The organism is Kitasatospora sp. NPDC051705 (genome assembly GCF_044453265.1).
Classification (GTDB): domain Bacteria; phylum Actinomycetota; class Actinomycetes; order Streptomycetales; family Streptomycetaceae; genus Kitasatospora.
Genome location: NZ_JBITCO010000006.1, coordinates 51442 through 68933, shown reverse-complemented (window position 1 = coordinate 68933; position 17492 = coordinate 51442). Strand labels below are relative to the sequence as shown.

General features: G+C 73.6%; 16 protein-coding genes. 7 read left to right on the top strand and 9 right to left on the bottom strand.

What is annotated here, in order from left to right; all coding sequences use genetic code 11:
* The first annotated feature begins 45 nt into the window (after positions 1-45).
* The 6 genes from murJ (at position 46) to trxA (ending at position 8185) form a co-directional block, all read left to right on the top strand.
* A complete protein-coding gene (murJ, locus tag ACIA8Q_RS10055) occupies positions 46-2511 on the top strand; it encodes a murein biosynthesis integral membrane protein MurJ (RefSeq protein WP_387900519.1) in 2466 nt (821 codons plus the stop codon).
* 305 nt (positions 2512-2816) lie between these two features.
* Positions 2817-4790, top strand: coding sequence for a serine/threonine protein kinase (locus ACIA8Q_RS10050; RefSeq protein WP_360212846.1), 1974 nt, complete (start codon positions 2817-2819; stop codon positions 4788-4790).
* A gap of 46 nt (positions 4791-4836) precedes the next feature.
* Positions 4837-5556 (top strand): RNA polymerase sigma factor SigM, encoded by a 720-nt coding sequence (gene sigM, locus ACIA8Q_RS10045; RefSeq protein WP_360212848.1) that lies wholly within the window; start codon positions 4837-4839, stop codon positions 5554-5556.
* The gene (locus tag ACIA8Q_RS10040; protein ID WP_360212850.1) at positions 5553-6506 is read left to right on the top strand and encodes a hypothetical protein; all 954 of its coding nucleotides are present in this window, start codon (positions 5553-5555) and stop codon (positions 6504-6506) included. Before sigM ends, ACIA8Q_RS10040 begins: the two co-directional genes overlap by 4 nt.
* A 250-nt stretch (positions 6507-6756) precedes the next feature.
* Positions 6757-7722: a thioredoxin-disulfide reductase gene (trxB, locus tag ACIA8Q_RS10035; RefSeq protein ID WP_360212852.1), complete on the top strand. Its 966-nt coding sequence runs from the start codon at positions 6757-6759 to the stop codon at positions 7720-7722.
* Between the two features lie 136 nt (positions 7723-7858).
* Positions 7859-8185 (top strand): thioredoxin, encoded by a 327-nt coding sequence (trxA, locus tag ACIA8Q_RS10030; protein ID WP_360212854.1) that lies wholly within the window; start codon positions 7859-7861, stop codon positions 8183-8185.
* 134 nt (positions 8186-8319) lie between these two features.
* Here trxA and ACIA8Q_RS10025 read toward each other — a convergent pair whose 3' ends face one another.
* The 9 genes from ACIA8Q_RS10025 to rpmH all read right to left on the bottom strand — a co-directional run bounded on the left by ACIA8Q_RS10025 (position 8320) and on the right by rpmH (position 15125).
* The gene (locus ACIA8Q_RS10025; protein ID WP_360212856.1) at positions 8320-8937 is read right to left on the bottom strand and encodes a GNAT family N-acetyltransferase; all 618 of its coding nucleotides are present in this window, start codon (positions 8935-8937) and stop codon (positions 8320-8322) included.
* A gap of 126 nt (positions 8938-9063) precedes the next feature.
* Positions 9064-10146: a ParB/RepB/Spo0J family partition protein gene (locus tag ACIA8Q_RS10020; RefSeq protein ID WP_360212858.1), complete on the bottom strand. Its 1083-nt coding sequence runs from the start codon at positions 10144-10146 to the stop codon at positions 9064-9066.
* A complete protein-coding gene (locus tag ACIA8Q_RS10015; protein ID WP_396317042.1) occupies positions 10143-11195 on the bottom strand; it encodes a ParA family protein in 1053 nt (350 codons plus the stop codon). The genes ACIA8Q_RS10020 and ACIA8Q_RS10015 overlap by 4 nt, the downstream gene beginning before the upstream one ends.
* A 200-nt stretch (positions 11196-11395) precedes the next feature.
* The gene (gene rsmG / locus ACIA8Q_RS10010; RefSeq protein ID WP_360212862.1) at positions 11396-12229 is read right to left on the bottom strand and encodes a 16S rRNA (guanine(527)-N(7))-methyltransferase RsmG; all 834 of its coding nucleotides are present in this window, start codon (positions 12227-12229) and stop codon (positions 11396-11398) included.
* Between the two features lie 176 nt (positions 12230-12405).
* Positions 12406-12936 carry a R3H domain-containing nucleic acid-binding protein gene (locus tag ACIA8Q_RS10005; RefSeq protein WP_360212864.1) on the bottom strand — a complete coding sequence of 177 codons (531 nt, stop codon included), beginning with the start codon at positions 12934-12936 and terminating at the stop codon, positions 12406-12408.
* 67 nt (positions 12937-13003) lie between these two features.
* Positions 13004-14176 (bottom strand): membrane protein insertase YidC, encoded by a 1173-nt coding sequence (gene yidC, locus ACIA8Q_RS10000; RefSeq protein WP_360212866.1) that lies wholly within the window; start codon positions 14174-14176, stop codon positions 13004-13006.
* Positions 14173-14544: a membrane protein insertion efficiency factor YidD gene (yidD, locus tag ACIA8Q_RS09995; protein ID WP_360212868.1), complete on the bottom strand. Its 372-nt coding sequence runs from the start codon at positions 14542-14544 to the stop codon at positions 14173-14175. The genes yidC and yidD overlap by 4 nt, the downstream gene beginning before the upstream one ends.
* The gene (gene rnpA, locus ACIA8Q_RS09990; protein ID WP_360212870.1) at positions 14541-14969 is read right to left on the bottom strand and encodes a ribonuclease P protein component; all 429 of its coding nucleotides are present in this window, start codon (positions 14967-14969) and stop codon (positions 14541-14543) included. Before rnpA ends, yidD begins: the two co-directional genes overlap by 4 nt.
* 18 nt (positions 14970-14987) lie before the next feature.
* A complete protein-coding gene (gene rpmH, locus ACIA8Q_RS09985) occupies positions 14988-15125 on the bottom strand; it encodes a 50S ribosomal protein L34 (RefSeq protein ID WP_030059672.1) in 138 nt (45 codons plus the stop codon).
* Positions 15126-15587: 462 nt separating this feature from the next.
* Between rpmH and dnaA the strand changes: the two genes are divergently transcribed.
* Positions 15588-17450 (top strand): chromosomal replication initiator protein DnaA, encoded by a 1863-nt coding sequence (dnaA, locus tag ACIA8Q_RS09980; RefSeq protein WP_396316977.1) that lies wholly within the window; start codon positions 15588-15590, stop codon positions 17448-17450.
* The last annotated feature ends 42 nt before the right edge of the window (positions 17451-17492 follow it).

Sequence of the window (17492 nt, the reverse complement as noted above, 5' to 3'; positions counted from 1 at the left end):
CCCGCAACGCCGGGCCGGCCTCCCCCACGACAGCGAAGAGGTGACATGACCGGGCGCAGCGAGGAGCGGCCCCCGGGCCGCGGTGAGAGCCGGCCGGGTGCCGAGTCGCCGTCCGGCGACTGGTACGTGGCCGACACCTACGCCCAGGACCCGTACGCGGCCGACGCGTACGGCAACCCGCAGGACGGTCCTGACCCGTACGGCCTGCGGGCCGACCGGCCCGCCGCACCGCAGCCGCAGGCCACCGCGTACGACGTTCCGCCGCAGCTGCCGCCGCAGGGCGGCGGCTACCCGACGCCGGTGGCGCCGGCGCCGTTCACGGCCCCCGTGCCGCCCGTGCAGCCCGGCTGGGACACCCCTGCGCAGCCCGCCTGGCAGGAGCCGCACGCCCCGGCCGGCGGCGACCGCTGGGGTGCCGCCGAGCAGCCCCGGCCGCAGTGGGAGCCCGGCCCCGCGCACTCGGCCTGGGACAGCGAGACCACCGAGTACGTCGGCGTGGACGCGCTGTTCGGCGCGCCCCAGGCGCCGGCGGCCGCCCAGCCGCCGGCGCCCCAGCCCGCCCCGGCCCCGTCGGCGGCCCCGTCGGCCGGCCACGTGCCGCCCTTCGGCACGCCGCCGACCGCCCCCGCGCCGTACCCGCCGGCGGGCGGCTACCCGGGGCAGCAGCCGCCGCACGGCGGACCGGACGGTCACCGCCCCTTCGTGCCCCCGATCGAGTTCGACCCGCCGCTCTCCGAGGAGGAGGCCACCATGCAGGTGGCCGCCGTCGCGGTGCCGCCGGCGGTGGAGCCGCTGGCGGACATCGTCGCCGAGGAGCACGCCGCGCAGCAGGCGCAGACGACCGCTCCCGCCCCGGCGGCCGGCGGCGGCAAGGTCGCCAACCTGCTCAACTCCAGCGCGATCATGGCGGCGGGCACGCTGGTCTCCCGCGGCACCGGCTTCGTCCGCACCATGGTGATCACCGCGGCCATCGGCGTCGTCACGATGGGTGACTCGTACAACGCCGCGAACACCCTGCCGACCCTGCTGTACATCCTGATCGGCGGCGGCGCGCTGAACGCGGTCTTCGTGCCGCAGCTGGTGCGCAGCATGAAGAACGACGAGGACGGCGGCACCGCCTACGCCAACCGGCTGCTCACCCTGGTGATGGTCGGACTCGGCGGCGTGGCCTTCCTGGCCGTGCTCGGGGCGCCCCTCCTGGTGCAGCTGATCGCGCACCCGATGATGGAGAACGCGGCCCGCGCCGACACCACGGTGGCGCTGGCCCGGTACTGCCTGCCCACGATCTTCTTCATGGGCGTCCACGTCGTGATGGGCCAGATCCTGAACGCCCGCGGCCGGTTCGGCGCGATGATGTGGACCCCGGTCCTCAACAACGTCGTGGTGATCTTCACCTTCGGCGCCTACATCTGGGTGTACGGCGGCTTCGGCGGCACCCAGGTGACCCCCGAGACGATCTCCCCCGAGGGCGTCCGGCTGCTCGGCCTCGGCACCCTGCTCGGCCTCGTCGTCCAGTCCCTGGCGATGATCCCGTACCTGCGGGCCGCCGAGTTCCGCTTCCGGCCCCGCTTCGACTGGCGCGGCCACGGCCTGGGCAAGGCCGCCCGGCTGGCCAAGTGGACCTTCTTCTTCGTGCTCGCCAACCAGGCCGGCTACCTGGTGATCACCCAGCTGGCCACCGCCGCCGGAAGCGCCGCGGAGAAGAGCGGCCACGGCGGTGTCGGCCTCTCGGCCTTCTCCAACGCCCTGCTGATCTGGCAGCTCCCGCAGGCCGTCATCACCGTCTCGATCATGAGCGCGGTGCTCCCGCGGCTCTCCCGGGCGGCGGCCGACGAGGACGCCGGCGCCGTCCGCGACGACCTGTCGTACGGGCTGCGCACCACCGCGGTGGCGGTCGTCCCGGGCGCCTTCCTGTTCCTGTCGCTCGGCCCGGCGATCGGCCGCACGATCTACGCGGTCGGCGGCAGCACGACGGCCCTGGACGACGCGACCAACGTCGGCCTGATGCTCTCGGCCTTCGCGCTCGGGCTGATCCCGTACTCGGCCCAGTACGTGATGCTGCGCGGCTTCTACGCCTACGAGGACACCCGGACGCCGTTCTCCAACACCGTCTGGGTGGCGGTCTGCCAGGCCGGCTTCTCGCTCGTCTGCTGGTTCGCCCTGCCCGCCCAGTGGACCGTGATCGGCATGGCCTTCGGCTACGGCCTGGCCTACGCGGTCGGCGTCACGGTCGCGCTGCCGAAGCTGAAGAAGAAGATCGGCGGCCTGGACACCAAGCGGATCGGCAAGACCTACAGCCGGCTGGCCGCCGCCTGCGTGCCGGCCGCGGTGATCGGCCTCGGCGTCAGCCTGGCGGTGCAGCGGGTGCTCGGCGGCTGGTCGGGCAGCGTGCTCTCGGTGCTGCTGGCCGGCGGTCTCCAGATGGTGGTTTTTGTGTTCATCGCGAAACGCCTGCGGATCGAGGAACTCAACGCCATGCTCGGCATGGTCCGCGGCCGACTGGGCCGCTGACCGTCGCACCAACCGGCCGGACGAGCGGGCGCCCTGACCGGGCGTCAACCGGGGGCACCGCCCCCGCCGCCCGTCCGGCCGCCGTCGGTCCGCCCTCCGCACCCCGCCCCACCGGGCCCGCGAGATGGCGGCCCGGTGTCGGATCTGCACCACATCTCTCCACCATCGTGCAACCGAGCGGACCCCTCAGAGGTCGTACTCGGTGGAGAAGAGTGGGCACAATTGTCCTGGAGCACGGGGCCCCCAACCCGCGGGCTCCAGCGACTCTCTCAGGCCGGGGCGACACAAGGGGAGGCAGGACCACGGTGGCTGATGGCACCAAGGCGGTCGTCGACACGTCAGCAGCTGACGCGGCGGCGGACGAGGCCGCACTGGCCGCGGCGATCGACCGGCTCGCGGGCGGGAAGACCGCCCCGGCGGGCGCCGCCGACGCCCCCTCCCCGGACTCCCCCGCGGGCACCGACCGGGAGGCCGGCGACACGGCCCCGGACGACGCCCCGGACGACTCGGACGACGGGCCGGACAGCCCGGCCGCCCCCGCCGGGGAGGAGACCTCGGAGATCACCGCTCCGCTCTCCGTCCGGGAGATCGCCGCCGAACTGGCCGCCGGCACCCCCCGGAGCAAGCCCGCCCCCGCCGAACCGGCCGCCGCCCGGCGCCGCCCCACCGACCCGCAGCCCACCGTCGACCCGCGCGACACCGCCACCCTCCCCCGCACCCTCCCCGCGCCGCTGCGGCACAGCGGCGACATGATCGGCCACCGGTACCGGCTGGAGGAGTGCATCTCCCAGACCGAGACCTTCAGCAGCTGGCGCGCCGTCGACGAGAAGCTGCGCCGCGCCGTCGGCGTCCACCTGATGGCCTCCGGGCACCAGCGGGCGCGCAAGGTGCTGGCCGCCGCCAAGTCCGCGGCCCTGCTGGGCGACCCGCGCTTCGTGCAGGTCCTGGACGCCGTCCAGGAGGGCGAGCTGGTCTACGTCGTGCGGGAGTGGCTGCCGCACGCCTCCGACCTGGCCAAGCTGCTCGCCGACGGCCCGATGGAGCCGCACGAGGCGTACCAGATGGTCCGCCAGGTCACCGACGCCGTCGCGGCCGCCCACCGGCGCGGCCAGGCCCACCTGCGGCTCACCCCGCGCTGCGTGCTGCGCACCGACAGCGGCCAGTACCGGATCAACGGCATCGCCGTGGACGCCGCGCTGCGCGGGCTCCCCGCCGACGACGACACCGACGACGCCCAGCGCGCCGACACCCGTGCGATCGGCGCGCTGCTGTTCGCCGCGCTCACCCACCGCTGGCCCTACCCCGAGGACCGCTACGACCTCCAGGGGCTCCCCAAGGGCCTCCAGAACGTCGCGCCGGACCAGGTCCGGGCCGGCGTCCACAAGGGCCTGTCCGAGCTCGCCGCCAGGGCCCTGTTCGACCACCCGCCGCACCACGCCGCGCCGATCACCACCCCGGAGGAGCTGGCCCGGGCGATCTCGCTGATGCCCCGGATCCGTCAGCCCGAGCCGGAGCTGCCCGCCTACCCGGCCCCGCCCCGGCACAACACCCACTCCCTGCCCACCGCGCCCAACCCCTCCCGGGTCGCCGACCCGGCGGTCGCCCCGCTGCCGCCCTCCTCCCGGCCGACCGCCGCCCGCCGCACCCGGCGGCGGCTGCGCCGGGTGGTCAAGGCCACCGCCTGGACGGTCGCGCTGGGCGCCATCGGCCTCGCCTCGTGGCAGTTCGTCGACGCCATGCGCAACAACAACGGCGCCGTGGCCTCCCCGCTGCCCACCGCCAGCAGCGCCGCGCCGACGGCCCAGAAGGCGACGCACGCACCGACGCCGATCCCCGTCAAGGAAGCGATCTCCTACAACCCCCGGGGCGACTCCCCGGAGTCGACCTACCTGCTGCCGAAGGCCTTCGACGGCGACCCAACCACGGCCTGGTCGACCAAGCAGTACTTCGACCCCTTCGGTCCCAAGCCCCCGCTCAAGGACGGCACCGGCCTGCTCATCGACCTGGGCTCGCAGCAGTCGGTCAGCTCGGTGAGCGTCCAGTTCGTCGGCACCACCACGGCCGAGCTCCGGATCCCCGGTGCCCAGGCCGCCGCCAACCCGACCGGGGCCCAGCCCGAGGCCTTCACGGTGCTCGACAAGCAGTCCGGCACCACGGCCGACTTCACCCTGGGCAACCCGGCGAACACGCGTTATCTCTTGATCTGGCTGACCAGTCTGCCGAAGGATACGGAAGGCAAGTGGCGCGGGCAGATCGCCGAGGTCAAGGTCTTCGGCTGACCGCACGCCCGCGCAGCGCGACGACGGCAGGGGGCAAGGGGTGACAGTGGCGGACGACGACGCGGCGCTGCTCGCCCGGCACGTCGCCGGGGACCGGGAGGCCTTCGGCCTCCTGGTGAACCGCCACCGGGACCGCCTCTGGGCGGTCGCACTGCGCACCCTAGGCGACCGCGAGGAGGCCGCCGACGCCCTCCAGGACGCCCTGGTCTCCGCCTTCCGCGCCGCCCCCGGCTTCCAGGGGCGCTCGGCCGTCACCACCTGGCTGCACCGGATCGTGGTCAACGCCTGCCTGGACCGGGCCCGGCGCAGCGCCACCCGGCGCACCACCCCGCTCGACGAGGACCCGCAGCGCCTGGACACCCTGGTCGGCGCCTCGGAGCCGGCCGACTCGCCGGTGGTCCGGGCCGAGGTGCACCGCGAGGTGACCGCGGCGCTCGCCGAACTGCCCGCCGAGCAGCGGGCCGCGCTGGTCCTGGTCGACATGCAGGGCTACCCGGTGGCCGAGGCCGCCGAGCTGCTGGGCGTCCCGGTGGGCACTGTGAAGAGCCGCTGCGCGCGCGGCCGGGCCCGGCTGCTCCCGCTCGTCCGCCACCTGCGGGAGAACGCGGGCGGGCCGGACGTTTCACGTGAAACACCGGACGGTCCGAGCTCGGCCCCGCCACCCCGGCGCGGCGCCCCGGGGAACCCGACGGGCCCCCGCACCGTCACAGGGACAGGCCCCGGCACCGGCCGGACGATTCTGGAAGGGGACGCGAGCACGCGATGACGGCCCACCTCTCCTCCTCCGGGCCCGCCGGAGCCCACCCCGAGATCGACGAGCTCGCCGACCTCGCGGAAGGACTGGTCGAGTCCGCCGACGTCGCCGAGGCCCTGCAGCGGCACCTGGACGGCTGCGCCGAGTGCCGCGGGACGGTCGAGGCGCTGGGCGAGGTCCAGGCGCTGCTGGGTGCCGTCGAGGCCCCGCCGATGCCCGCCGACGTCGCCGCCCGGCTGGACGCCGCGCTGGCCGCCGCCGCCGACCCGGCACGGACAGCCCGGCCGGACGCCCACCGAGCCACCCCGGCGGCCCCTCCCGCGACGCCCCCCGCGGCACCGTCCGCCACGCCGTCCGCCACGCCATCCGCCGCGGCCCGGCCGGCGCCGCCCGCCCGGTCCGCCGCGCCCACCGGCCCGGGCCGGCCCCGGACCCGGCGCCGGCGGCGGGCCCGCCTGCTGCTCGGCGCGGCCGCCGCACTGGCCGCGATCGGCCTGGGCGCAGCCCTGTTGCTGCCCTCCGACCGGGCCGACCGGGGCCCGAGCGTCACCGCCGCGGGCCCCGCGACGACCGCCGCCCCGCAGAGCCCCCGCAGCGGCCACGCCGCGAGCGCCGGGCCGGTCTACCGGGAGGACCAGCTCGCCGCACAGGTCCAGCAGCTGCTGGCCGGCTCCGGCAGCGCCCCCGGCCTGCTCCCGAGCGGGCCGGGCAAGCCCTCCGCCGAGCTGCCCGCCGAGGGGCAGCAGGAGCTCCCCGCCCAGGGCTCCGGCTCCGCCTCCCCGTCCGGCTGCCCAGCCCCCGCGGCGGGCACCCCGCTGGCCACCGACCACGGCAGCTACGCGGGCGCCCCGGTGGATCTCCTGGTCTACCCGTCACCCGGTCGGCCCGGCTTCGCCGACGTCTACCTGCGCTCCCCCGACTGCGGCCCGGTCGTCCTGCAGCGCACCGTCCCGATCCGCTGACCCCGCTCCGCCCCGCTGCCACCGCGCCCGGTCACGGCCCCGGTCACGGCGCCTGCCCGCCCCGGCCCGGCAGCTGCCCGGCGGTTCCCATGCGATCGACGACCGGGGCGGCACGCCGCTCCCACAGTGCGGGCACCTGGTACTGATCCGCCTGGGAATGCGAGACACTGGTCAGTCGTTGTCCCGGGCGGCGGAGCAGGACCGCCCTCCCCGCACCTAGCGCGGGTCGCGATGCGAACCAGGAGATGCAGTGAGCGACGTCCGTAACGTGATCATCATCGGTTCCGGCCCGGCCGGCTACACGGCCGCGCTCTACACGGCCCGGGCCTCCCTCAAGCCGCTGGTCTTCGAGGGCGCCGTCACCGCCGGCGGCGCGCTGATGAACACCACCGAGGTCGAGAACTTCCCGGGCTTCCGGGACGGCATCATGGGCCCCGAGCTGATGGACAACATGCGGGCGCAGGCCGAGCGCTTCGGCGCCGAGCTGATCCCGGACGACATCGTCGCCGTCGACCTCACCGGTGACGTCAAGACCGTCACCGACTCCGAGGGCAACGTCCACAAGGCGCGCGCCGTGATCGTCACCACCGGCTCCCAGCACCGCAAGCTGGACCTGCCGAACGAGGACCGGCTCTCCGGGCGCGGCGTCTCCTGGTGCGCCACCTGCGACGGCTTCTTCTTCCGCGACCAGGACATCGCGGTGGTCGGCGGCGGCGACACCGCCCTGGAGGAGGCGACCTTCCTCTCCCGCTTCGCCAAGAGCGTCACGATCATCCACCGCCGGGACACCCTGCGCGCCTCCAAGGCGATGCAGGAGCGCGCCTTCGCCGACGAGAAGATCCGCTTCGAGTGGGACAGCGCGGTCGAGGCCATCCACGGCGACCCGAAGCTGACCGGCGTCACCCTGCGCGACACCACCACGGGCGAGACCCGCGAGCTGCCAGTCACCGGCCTGTTCATCGCGATCGGCCACGACCCGCGCACCGAGCTCTTCAAGGGCCAGCTGGACCTCGACGCCGAGGGCTACCTCAAGGTCGAGGCCCCCTCCACCCGGACCAACGTCCCGGGCGTCTTCGGCGCCGGCGACGTCGTGGACCACACCTACCGCCAGGCCATCACGGCCTCCGGCACCGGATGCTCCGCCGCCCTGGACGCCGAGCGCTACCTCGCCGCGCTGGACGACCTGGAGGCCAAGGCCGCCGCCGTCGCGGTCTGACCCCCTCGCCACCGACCGATCCCCCCGCGGGGGTGTTCCACGTGGAACACCCCCGCCCCGCCGGGCGGAAACAGAACGGGCCCACCCGTTGTTGACCCGGCAGCAGCCCCCCTCCGTCCGAACCCGAGGAGTTCCCGTGGCCGGCGCCACCACCACCGTCACCGACGCGACGTTCAAGGCCGACGTCCTGGACAGCGACAAGCCCGTCCTGGTCGACTTCTGGGCCACCTGGTGCGGCCCGTGCCGCCAGGTCGCCCCGATCCTCGACGAGATCGCGGCCGAGCACGGCGACAAGCTGACCATCGCCAAGCTGGACGTGGACGCCAACCAGGCGACCGCCGCCCAGTACGGCGTGATCTCGATCCCGACCCTGATCCTCTACAAGGGCGGCGAGCCGGTGAAGTCCATCACCGGTGCCCGTCCGAAGGCCGCGCTGCTGCGCGAGCTGGACGGCCTCATCTAGGTCCACCGGTCGACAACCGCACGACGGCGGGGCTCCCCGAGTGGGGAGCCCCGCCGTCGTCATTCCGGCCCCGCCGCTGTCGTACCGGCCCGTCCCGGCTCCGCCCCCGGGCCCGGTGAGGGCCCCGGGCGGCGTCAGAACGGTCGCAGTGCCGGCTCCTTGCGCGCTCCCCCGAGCAGGCGCTCCAGCGCCCCCTCCACGTCGCCCCTCCAGGAGACCGTGGAGCGCGCCTCCAGCCGCAGCCGCGGGTAGCGGTGGTGCGGCCGGACGGTCTTGAAGCCGACCGCGAGCAGGTGGTCGGCCGGCAACACGCAGCTGACCGGATCGGGCCCGGCCGAGCCGAAGGCCTCGATCGCCCGCACCCCGCGGCCCAGCAGGTCCTTGGCCACCGTCTGCACCAGCACCCGGCCGAGCCCCTGCCGCTGGTACCCCGGCAGCACCCGGCTGACCATCAGCTGAACGGCGTCCGGTGACACCGGACTGGTCGGGAAGGACTGCGACCGCGGGACGTAGGCGGGCGGCGCGTAGAGCACGAAGCCGGCCGGCTGGTCGTCCACGTAGACGATCCGGCCGCAGGACCCCCACTCCAGCAGGACCGCGGAGATCCAGCCCTCCTTCTCCGGCTCCGGCTTTCCGGACTCCACCGCCGCCCGCCCGCTGACCGGGTCCAGCTCCCAGAACACGCAGGAGCGGCAGGTGGTCGGCAGGTCGGCGAGGTTGTCCAGCGTCAGCGGAGCGATCCGGCGTCCCATGCCCCGCACCTCCTCCTCCACGTCACGGGTCGAGCATGCCTCCGGAAACGCCGACGGGTGCGTGTTTCACGTGAAACGGCGCTCACGTGGGACACGCACCCATCGGGTTTCCGTCCTCGGCCCGGCTCAGCCCTGCGACAGCCGCAGACCGTCCTCGCCCGGGGCCAGGCTGTCCAGGATCCGGTTGAGGTCGTCCACCGAACCGAACTCCAGCACCACCTTGCCCTTGCCCAGCTTCCCGCCGCGCTGCGACACCTCGACCTTCACCCGGGTCTCGAAGCGGTCCGAGAGCCGGCTCGCGAGGTCGTTGAAGGCCGGCGAGAGGATCCTGCCCGCCTTCGGCGCCTGGCGCTTCGGCTTCTCCTCCTGGGCCATCATCCGGACGATCTCCTCGGTGGTCCGCACCGAGAGTCCCTCCGCGTTGATCCGCTTGGCCAGCTCCTCCTGCCGCTCGCGGTCCGGCACGCCGAGCAGCGCCCGGGCGTGCCCGGCCGTCAGCACCCCGGCGGCGACCCGGCTCTGCACGGCCGGCGGGAGCTTCAGCAGCCGCAGCGTGTTGGAGACGTGGACGCGCGAGCGGCCGATCCGGTCGGCCAGCTCGTCGTGGGTGCAGGAGAAGTCCCGCAGCAGCTGGTCGTAGGCCGCGGCCTCCTCCAGCGGGTTCAGCTCGGCCCGGTGCAGGTTCTCCAGCAGGGCGTCCAGCAGCAGCTTGTCGTCCTCGGTGGCCCGGACGATCGCCGGGATCCGCTCCAGGCCCGCCTCCCGGGAGGCCCGCCAGCGGCGCTCGCCCATGATGAGCTCGAAGCGCTCGGCACCGACCTGGCGCACCACGACCGGCTGCAGCAGGCCGACCTCCCTGATGGAGGCGACCAGCTCGGCGAGCTTGTCCTCGTCGAAGACCTCACGCGGCTGGCGCGGGTTCGGACGGATCGCGTCCAGCGGCAGCTCGGCGAAGCGCGCCCCGGCGACCTCGGCCAGCTCGGCCTCACGGTCGGCCTGCTCCCGCAGGCTCTCCGCGGCGGCCTTGGCCGCCACCGTGCCCCGACCGGTCGGCAGCACCGGCACCGCGACCGGCGACACCGTGCCGGTGGCCGCCACCGGGGCCGGTACGGGCGCGGCCTCCACGGGCTGTGCCGTCCCGTTCGCCGCCGGCGTGACGGCCGGGATCAGCGCCCCGAGCCCCCGTCCCAGACCCCTGCGCGCACTCACCGATGACCCTCCGTCGTACCGTGCTGTGCCACCGGGGCTCCGTGCCCCGGCTGGCCGTCCCGCTGCTGGCCCACCAGTGTGCCGCCTCCGGCGCTCACCGCGCGCAGCGCGAGTTCGCGCGCCGCCTCCAGGTAGGAGAGCGCCCCGGTCGAACCCGGGTCGTAGGTGAGCACGGTCTGACCGTAGCTGGGCGCCTCGGAGATGCGCACCGAGCGCGGGATCGCCGTGCTCAGCACCTCCTGCTGGAAGTGGGTCCGGACCTCCTCGGCGACCTGGGCGGCCAGCCTCGTCCGGGCGTCGTACATGGTGAGCAGGATGGTCGAGACGTGCAGCGCCGGGTTGAGGTGGGCGCGCACCAGCTCGACGTTGCGCAGCAGCTGCCCCAGGCCCTCCAGCGCGTAGTACTCGCACTGGATCGGGATCAGCACCTCCTGGCCGGCCACCAGGGCGTTCACGGTCAGCAGGCCCAGCGAGGGCGGGCAGTCGATCAGGATGTAGTCGAGCGGCTGCTCGTAGGCGGCGATGGCGCGCTGCAGCCTGCTCTCCCGGGCCACCAGGGAGACCAGCTCGATCTCGGCGCCGGCCAGGTCGATGGTCGCGGGGACGCAGAACAGTCCCTCCACGTCCACCACCGGCTGGACCACGTCGGCCAGCGGCTTGCCCTCGACCAGGACGTCGTAGATGGACGGCACCTCGGCGTGGTGGTCGATGCCGAGGGCGGTGGAGGCGTTGCCCTGCGGGTCGAGGTCGACGACCAGGACGCGCAGTCCGTGCATGGCGAGCGAGGCGGCCATGTTGACGGTGGTGGTGGTCTTGCCCACCCCGCCCTTCTGGTTCGCGACCACGATCACCCGGGTGGCGGCGGGGCGGGGCAGGCCCTCACCCGCTCGGCCGATCGCCTGGACCGCAGCCTGGGCAGCCCGCGCGATGGGCGTGTCGTCGATCTGGTCGACGGTCTCCGAGTCCTGCATGGGGGTCAGTGTTTCACGTGAAACCGGAGCGGCAACAGTCGCCGCCCGGAAGAGGCCGAGGCCGCGGCGAAGCCGCAGATCGAGACTGTCGGATAGCAAGGATCGACGTTTCACGTGAAACACCATGCCCGCTATGTCGGAAATCTGACGTTGCGACACTCCGATGTCCTGCCGTCGACCCGCCGTCCCCCGCACGGTCACCGGAACGCCGACGGGCGGGCGCTCCCCCCTCCGGGGAAGTGCCCGCCCGTCGGCGGAGGTGTCGGGGCCCGGCCGGCTCAGCGGCCGCGGCGCCGCCCGCTCCGGCCGCGCTCGCCCGTCCGGGCCGCGCCCGCGGTCCGCCCGGCCCGGGCCGCCTTGGCCCGCCGGGTGGCGGCCTTCACCCCGCCGGGGCTCTCCCCCGCCTTGACCTGGACCACCCGGGTGGAGGTCTCCAGGGTGCCCTCGCCGACGGCGATGACGCTCCACTCGACCGCGCCCAGCTTGGTCAGCCCGGCCCGCGAGTCGGCCAGCTCCTGCTCCGCGCTGTCGCCCTTGAGCGCCAGCATCTGCCCGTGCGGACGCAGCAGCGGCAGCCCCCAGCCGGCCAGCCGGTCCAGCGGCGCCACGGCCCGGGCGGTCACCACGTCCACCGCGAGCTTGCCGACCATCTCCTCGGCGCGGCCGCGCAGCACGGTGACGTTCTCCAGGCCCAGCTCCCGGACGACCTCCTCCAGGAAGGTGGTCCGGCGCAGCAGCGGCTCCAGCAGCGTGACCGAGACGTCCGGCCGGGCCAGTGCCACCGGGATGCCCGGCAGGCCGGCGCCGGAGCCGACGTCGCAGAGGGTGGAGCCGGGCGGCAGCAGCTCGGCGAGCACCGCGCAGTTCAGGACGTGCCGGTCCCAGAGCCGGGGCACCTCGCGCGGCCCGATCAGCCCGCGGCGCACGCCCGCGGTCGCCAGCAGCTCCGTGTAGCGGACCGCGGCGTCGTAGCGGTCGCCGAAGACCTCCCGCGCGACGGCGGGCGCCTCGGCCAGCTCGGGCACGTCCGCCGCCCCGGCGTCCGGGCCCGTGGCGGCCGGATCCACGTCAGCCGCCCCCGGCCGGCCGTCGGCCGCGTTCTCCGTGTCCATCTCGACCTCTCCGATCCCCGGATCCACCGACCCGCTCTCCACACCGTTTCACGTGAAACATCTCGCGCCGGGCCCGGGCCCCGCGAAGGGACGACGACCCCGCCCGCACGAGGCGGACGGGGTCGCGTCCGGTGAACCCACCGGCCGCCTCGGCGGCCGGTCGTCGTGCCGCCGGCTCAGGCCGGGAGCACGACCACGCACCGCTGGGGCTCCTCGCCCTCGGACTCGCTGCGCAGACCCGCCGCCGCGACCGCGTCGTGGACGACCTTGCGCTCGAACGGCGTCATCGGCCGCAGCTTGACCTGCTCGCCCGTGCTCTTCGCCTGCTCGGCGGCCTGAGCGCCGATCGTGGCCAGCTCGGACCGCTTGCGGGCCCGGAAGCCGGCAATGTCCAGCATGAGGCGGCTGCGCTCGCCGGTCTCCCGGTGGACAGCCAACCGGGTCAGCTCCTGCAGCGCCTCCAGCACCTCGCCGTCCTGGCCGACCAGGCGCTGCAGCGCGCGGTCGTTGCCGTCACCGACGATGGAGACCAGGGCGCGGTCGCCCTCGACGTCCATGTCGATGTCACCGTCGAGGTCGGCGATGTCGAGCAGACCCTCCAGGTAGTCCGCCGCGATGTCGCCCTCCTGCTCCAGTCGGGCGATGAGGTTCTCGTCGGCGCTGGCGGCGGCCTCGGCCTCGACGGCGGAGGTGGTGCCTTCCGTCACTGATGGACTCCTTCGGAGATGGGCCCGGGTAGGTGGGCCGGGGACGAAGCTCTGCGTGCGGTCCGGGTCAGGACTTCTTCTTCGGCCGCTGGCCGCCACCGCGCTTCGGCTGCTGCCGGGCGCCCTGCTGGCGGCCGGCGGCCGGCTTGGCACCGCCGGACTTGGCCGTGCCCTGCTGGGCGGGCGCCGGCTCGGCGGCCGCGTCGGCCGGAACGGCGTCCGCGGGCTCCTCGGCCGGGGTGTCCTTGGTCAGGTCGGCGGCCGGCTGGTGGCCGCCCTGCTGGCGCTGCGCCTTGGTCTGCTTGCGGGGCTGCTGGCGGCGGGCCTGGGCGGACTCCTCCACCACCGCGGCCGCGGCCGAGGCGGCGCTCACGGCGGCCTTCGACGGGGGCAGCATGCCCCAGAGCGCGCCCTTGATCTCCGTGCCGTCCGGGTTGAGCCGGCCGGCCTTCTTCAGCCGCTCCTGGCGCTCGGCCCACGCCTTGCTGCCCGGGGTCGGGTTGTTGTGGATGACGATCAGCTGCTGGCCCATGGACCAGACGTTGGTGGTCAGCCAGTAGACCAGGACACCGACGGGGAAGTTGATGCCCATCACGGCGAACATGATCGGGAAGACGTACATCAGCATCTTCTGCTGCTGCATGAACGGCGTCTTCACCGTGAGGTCGACGTTCTTGGTCATCAGCTGGCGCTGGGTGATGAACTGCGACAGCGACATCAGGATGATCATCACCGCGGTGACGATCTTGACGCTGGTCTCCGTGCTGCCCAGGAAGGTCGCGGACAGCGGGGCGCCGAAGATGTGCGCCTTGCCGGCGCTCACCAGCAGGTCGCCGTGGATGACGCCGATCGGCTCGTTCTTCGCGACCTTGGCGAGCACACCGTAGAGGGCGGTGAAGAACGGCGCCTGGACGATGATGGGAAGGCAGCTGGAGAACGGGTTGGTACCCGCCTCCTTGTACAGCTTCATCATCTCTTCGGACTGGCGCTGCCGGTCGTTCTTGTAGCGCTCCTGGATGGCCTTCATCTTCGGCTGGATCGCCTGCATGGCCCGGGTCGCCTTGATCTGCTTCACGAAGAGCGGGATCAGGCAGATCCGGATGACGACCACCATCGAGGCGATGGCCAGACCCCAGGCCCAGCCACCGTCCGGGTCGAAGATGTGGCTGTACAGCGAGTGGAACTGGACGATGATCCAGGACACCGCTGTGTACAGGGGATTCAGGAAGGAGAAGGTCACCGGTCAGGCTCCTTGGACATGTGGATTGGCCCCTCGGGGCCAATGGTCGCCGGGCCCTCGGGGTCCGGACCGGCGGGGGTGGTGGTCACCGGCTGTCCGGTGGCGGACCGGCTGTTCAGCCAGTCTCGCAGCCGCCGGTGCCACACCGGATGCCTGCGCGGCGGGACGTGATCGACCCCACCGGGCGTCCACGGATTGCAACGCAGGATGCGCCAGGCGGTCAGACCGCCGCCCTTGACCGCCCCGTGCACCTTCACGGCCTCGTAGCCGTAGTGCGAGCAGGAGGGGTAGTAACGGCAGACCGGACCGAGCAGTGGGCTGATGGTCCACTGGTAGACCCTGATCAGACCCATCAGCAGGTACTTCATCGCCCTGCTCCCGTCGGCGCCGTCATGGCGGGCTCCGCCTTCAGCAACCGCTTCAGCGCCGCGTCCAGGTCACGTTCGAGGTCCTGGTACGAGGCGGTCGCGGCCTGGGGCAGCGCACGCACCACTATCAGGCTACCGGCGGGCAGCCTGATGAGACGATCACGAACGAGGTGCCGCAGCCGGCGCTTGACCAGGTTGCGGACGACCGCCGGGCCGACGGCCTTGCTCACGACGAAACCCGCACGCGCCGAAGGAGTCCCCTCGGCGACGTGCGGGCGGGAGTCGCTGGTCCGGTCGACCTGCCCCTTGGGGTCACCGTCTCTGCTGAGATGGACGACCAGAAGGGGCCGGCCGGCCCGGCGACCGCGTTTCACTGCGGTCGCGAAGTCCTGGCGCCGCCGCAGCCGATTCTCGGAGGGCAGCACAACAGACTCTGGTGCGGATCAGGCGGACAGGCTGGCGCGGCCCTTGCCACGGCGGGCGGCCAGGATGGCGCGGCCGGCGCGGGTACGCATACGCAGCCGGAAGCCGTGGGTCTTCGCGCGACGACGGTTGTTCGGCTGGAAGGTGCGCTTGCTCACTCGGGGGCTCCTGAGGTGAATCGTAGGATGACGGGGAATCGCTTGGCCGTCACCGTGCGTCCGCGTGATCTCCCCTGATTCGGAAATCCGGCCCCATCACCCCAGTTCGGCTGGGGTTCGGGGCAATCCACGGCGCCCGTGCTGCGCGCCTTATGGAGCGGGTGGACCCGCGGACATGCGGCAGCGGCCATCGACAACTCGACCTGGTTACGGTACGCGGGACGGGGCACGGGGGTCAAACCGGCCCCCGGGGCGCGGCCCGCTCCGACGCACCCCCGCCCCCCTTTGCCCACAGCCTGTGGACAACGACTTGATCCGGCTCTGTTCGCTGACTACCGTTGCAGGACTTGTCTGGTTTGTTCTTCCTGGGGTCGGTCCGCCGGAGACGGGCCCGCCGATCCACTGTCTCCTGATCCACCACCCCCCTGCTGGAGCCGCGGGGAACCGAGAAAGCGTGCACCAGTGGCTGATGTCAACAGCGACCTCGTCCCGGTCTGGGCGAGGGTCGTCGAGCGGCTGGTCAGCGACCCTGACGTCGGGGAGATGGACAAGCAGTGGGTGCAGCGCACCCAGCCGATGTGGATGATGCACGACACCGCCCTGCTGGCGACCCCGAACGAGCGGGCCAAGCAGGTGCTGGAGGGCCGGCTGCTGCCGCAGCTCACCGAGGCCCTCAGCCGCGAGCTCAGCCGTCCGGTCCGGATCGCCGTGATGGTCGACGCCAACGCCGTGCCGACCACCCCCGCGCCGCCCGCCCAGGCCCCGGCCGAGCCGTACCCCGGCCCGTCCGCGGAGGAAGAGGACGACGGCGGCTACGACGGCCAGGGCTACCAGCAGCCCTACGAGCAGGACTACGAGCGGCCCCGCTACGACACCGGCGGCTACGAGCAGCGCCCCGCGCCCTACGGCGGCCCGGGCCCCGGCCCGGCCTGGTCCGGCTACCCCGAGCAGGGCGGCTACCAGGAGCAGGGCGGCGGCTACCCCGAGCACGGGTACCAGGAGCAGCCGCCCGGTTACCGCCAGCCCGAGGAGCCGGCGGGCCGGCCCGCACCCCGCCCGCTGCCCGGCCCGCCCGCGACCACCCAGGGCGACCTGTTCGGCGGCGCCTACGGCCCCGGCCCGAACGAGCAGCCCCGGGCCGGCGCCGGTCGCCGGGGCCCGGGGGCCCGCCCGGCCGGCGGCCGCCCCGCGGAGAAGTCCGCGCCGGAGCGCGCCACCGAGCGCCCCGCCGTCCCCGGCGTGCCCGCCCCGCCCGGCGCTCCCCCGGCCGGCGGCTCGCGCAAGGACGAGCCGGCCGCCCGGCTGAACCCCAAGTACCTCTTCGACACCTTCGTGATCGGCGCGAGCAACCGCTTCGCGCACGCCGCGGCGGTGGCCGTCGCCGAGGCCCCGGCCAAGGCGTACAACCCGCTCTTCATCTACGGCGAGTCCGGGCTGGGCAAGACCCACCTGCTGCACGCCATCGGGCACTACTCGCGCAGCCTCTTCCCGGGGACCCGGGTGCGCTACGTGTCCTCGGAGGAGTTCACCAACGAGTTCATCAACTCGATCCGGGACGGCAAGGCGGACACCTTCCGCCGCCGCTACCGGGACATGGACATCCTGCTGGTGGACGACGTCCAGTTCCTGGCGAGCAAGGAGTCCACGCAGGAGGAGTTCTTCCACACCTTCAACACCCTGCACAACGCGAACAAGCAGATCGTCCTCTCCTCGGACCGGCCGCCCAAGCTGCTGACCACGCTGGAGGACCGGCTGCGCAACCGCTTCGAGTGGGGTCTGATCACCGACGTCACCCCGCCGGAGCTGGAGACCCGGATCGCGATCCTGCGCAAGAAGGCGATCCAGGAGCAACTCAACGCGCCGGCCGACGTGTTGGAGTTCATCGCGTCCCGGATCACCCGCAACATCCGGGAGTTGGAGGGCGCCCTGATCCGGGTCACCGCCTTCGCCAACCTCAACCGGGCGCCGGTGGACCTGGAGTTGGCCGGGATCGTCCTCAAGGACCTGATCCCGGGCGGGGACGAGGACGCCGGGCCGGAGATCACCGCGCAGGTCATCATGCAGCAGACCGCCGCGTACTTCGGACTCGGCGTGGACGACCTCTGCGGTTCCTCGCGCAGCCGGGTGCTGGTGACCGCGCGGCAGATCGCGATGTACCTGTGCCGGGAGCTGACCGACCTCTCGCTGCCGAAGATCGGTGCCCAGTTCGGCGGGCGCGACCACACCACGGTGATGCACGCCGACCGCAAGATCCGCTCGCTGATGGCCGAGCGCCGGTCGATCTACAACCAGGTCACCGAGCTGACCAACCGCATCAAGAGCTAGCCGGGGCCGGCCGCCCGGCCACCCCCGGGAAAGGGCGTCAGG

What these genes read in the sequence shown, in the direction of transcription:
- yidD (WP_360212868.1), bottom strand. Translation starts at nt 14,544, where the DNA reads ATGAAGTACCTGCTGATGGGTCTGATCAGGGTCTACCAGTGGACCATC.
- murJ (WP_387900519.1), top strand. Translation starts at nt 46, where the DNA reads ATGACCGGGCGCAGCGAGGAGCGGCCCCCGGGCCGCGGTGAGAGCCGG.
- rsmG (WP_360212862.1), bottom strand. Translation starts at nt 12,229, where the DNA reads ATGGACACGGAGAACGCGGCCGACGGCCGGCCGGGGGCGGCTGACGTG.
- ACIA8Q_RS10040 (WP_360212850.1), top strand. Translation starts at nt 5,553, where the DNA reads ATGACGGCCCACCTCTCCTCCTCCGGGCCCGCCGGAGCCCACCCCGAG.
- ACIA8Q_RS10025 (WP_360212856.1), bottom strand. Translation starts at nt 8,937, where the DNA reads ATGGGACGCCGGATCGCTCCGCTGACGCTGGACAACCTCGCCGACCTG.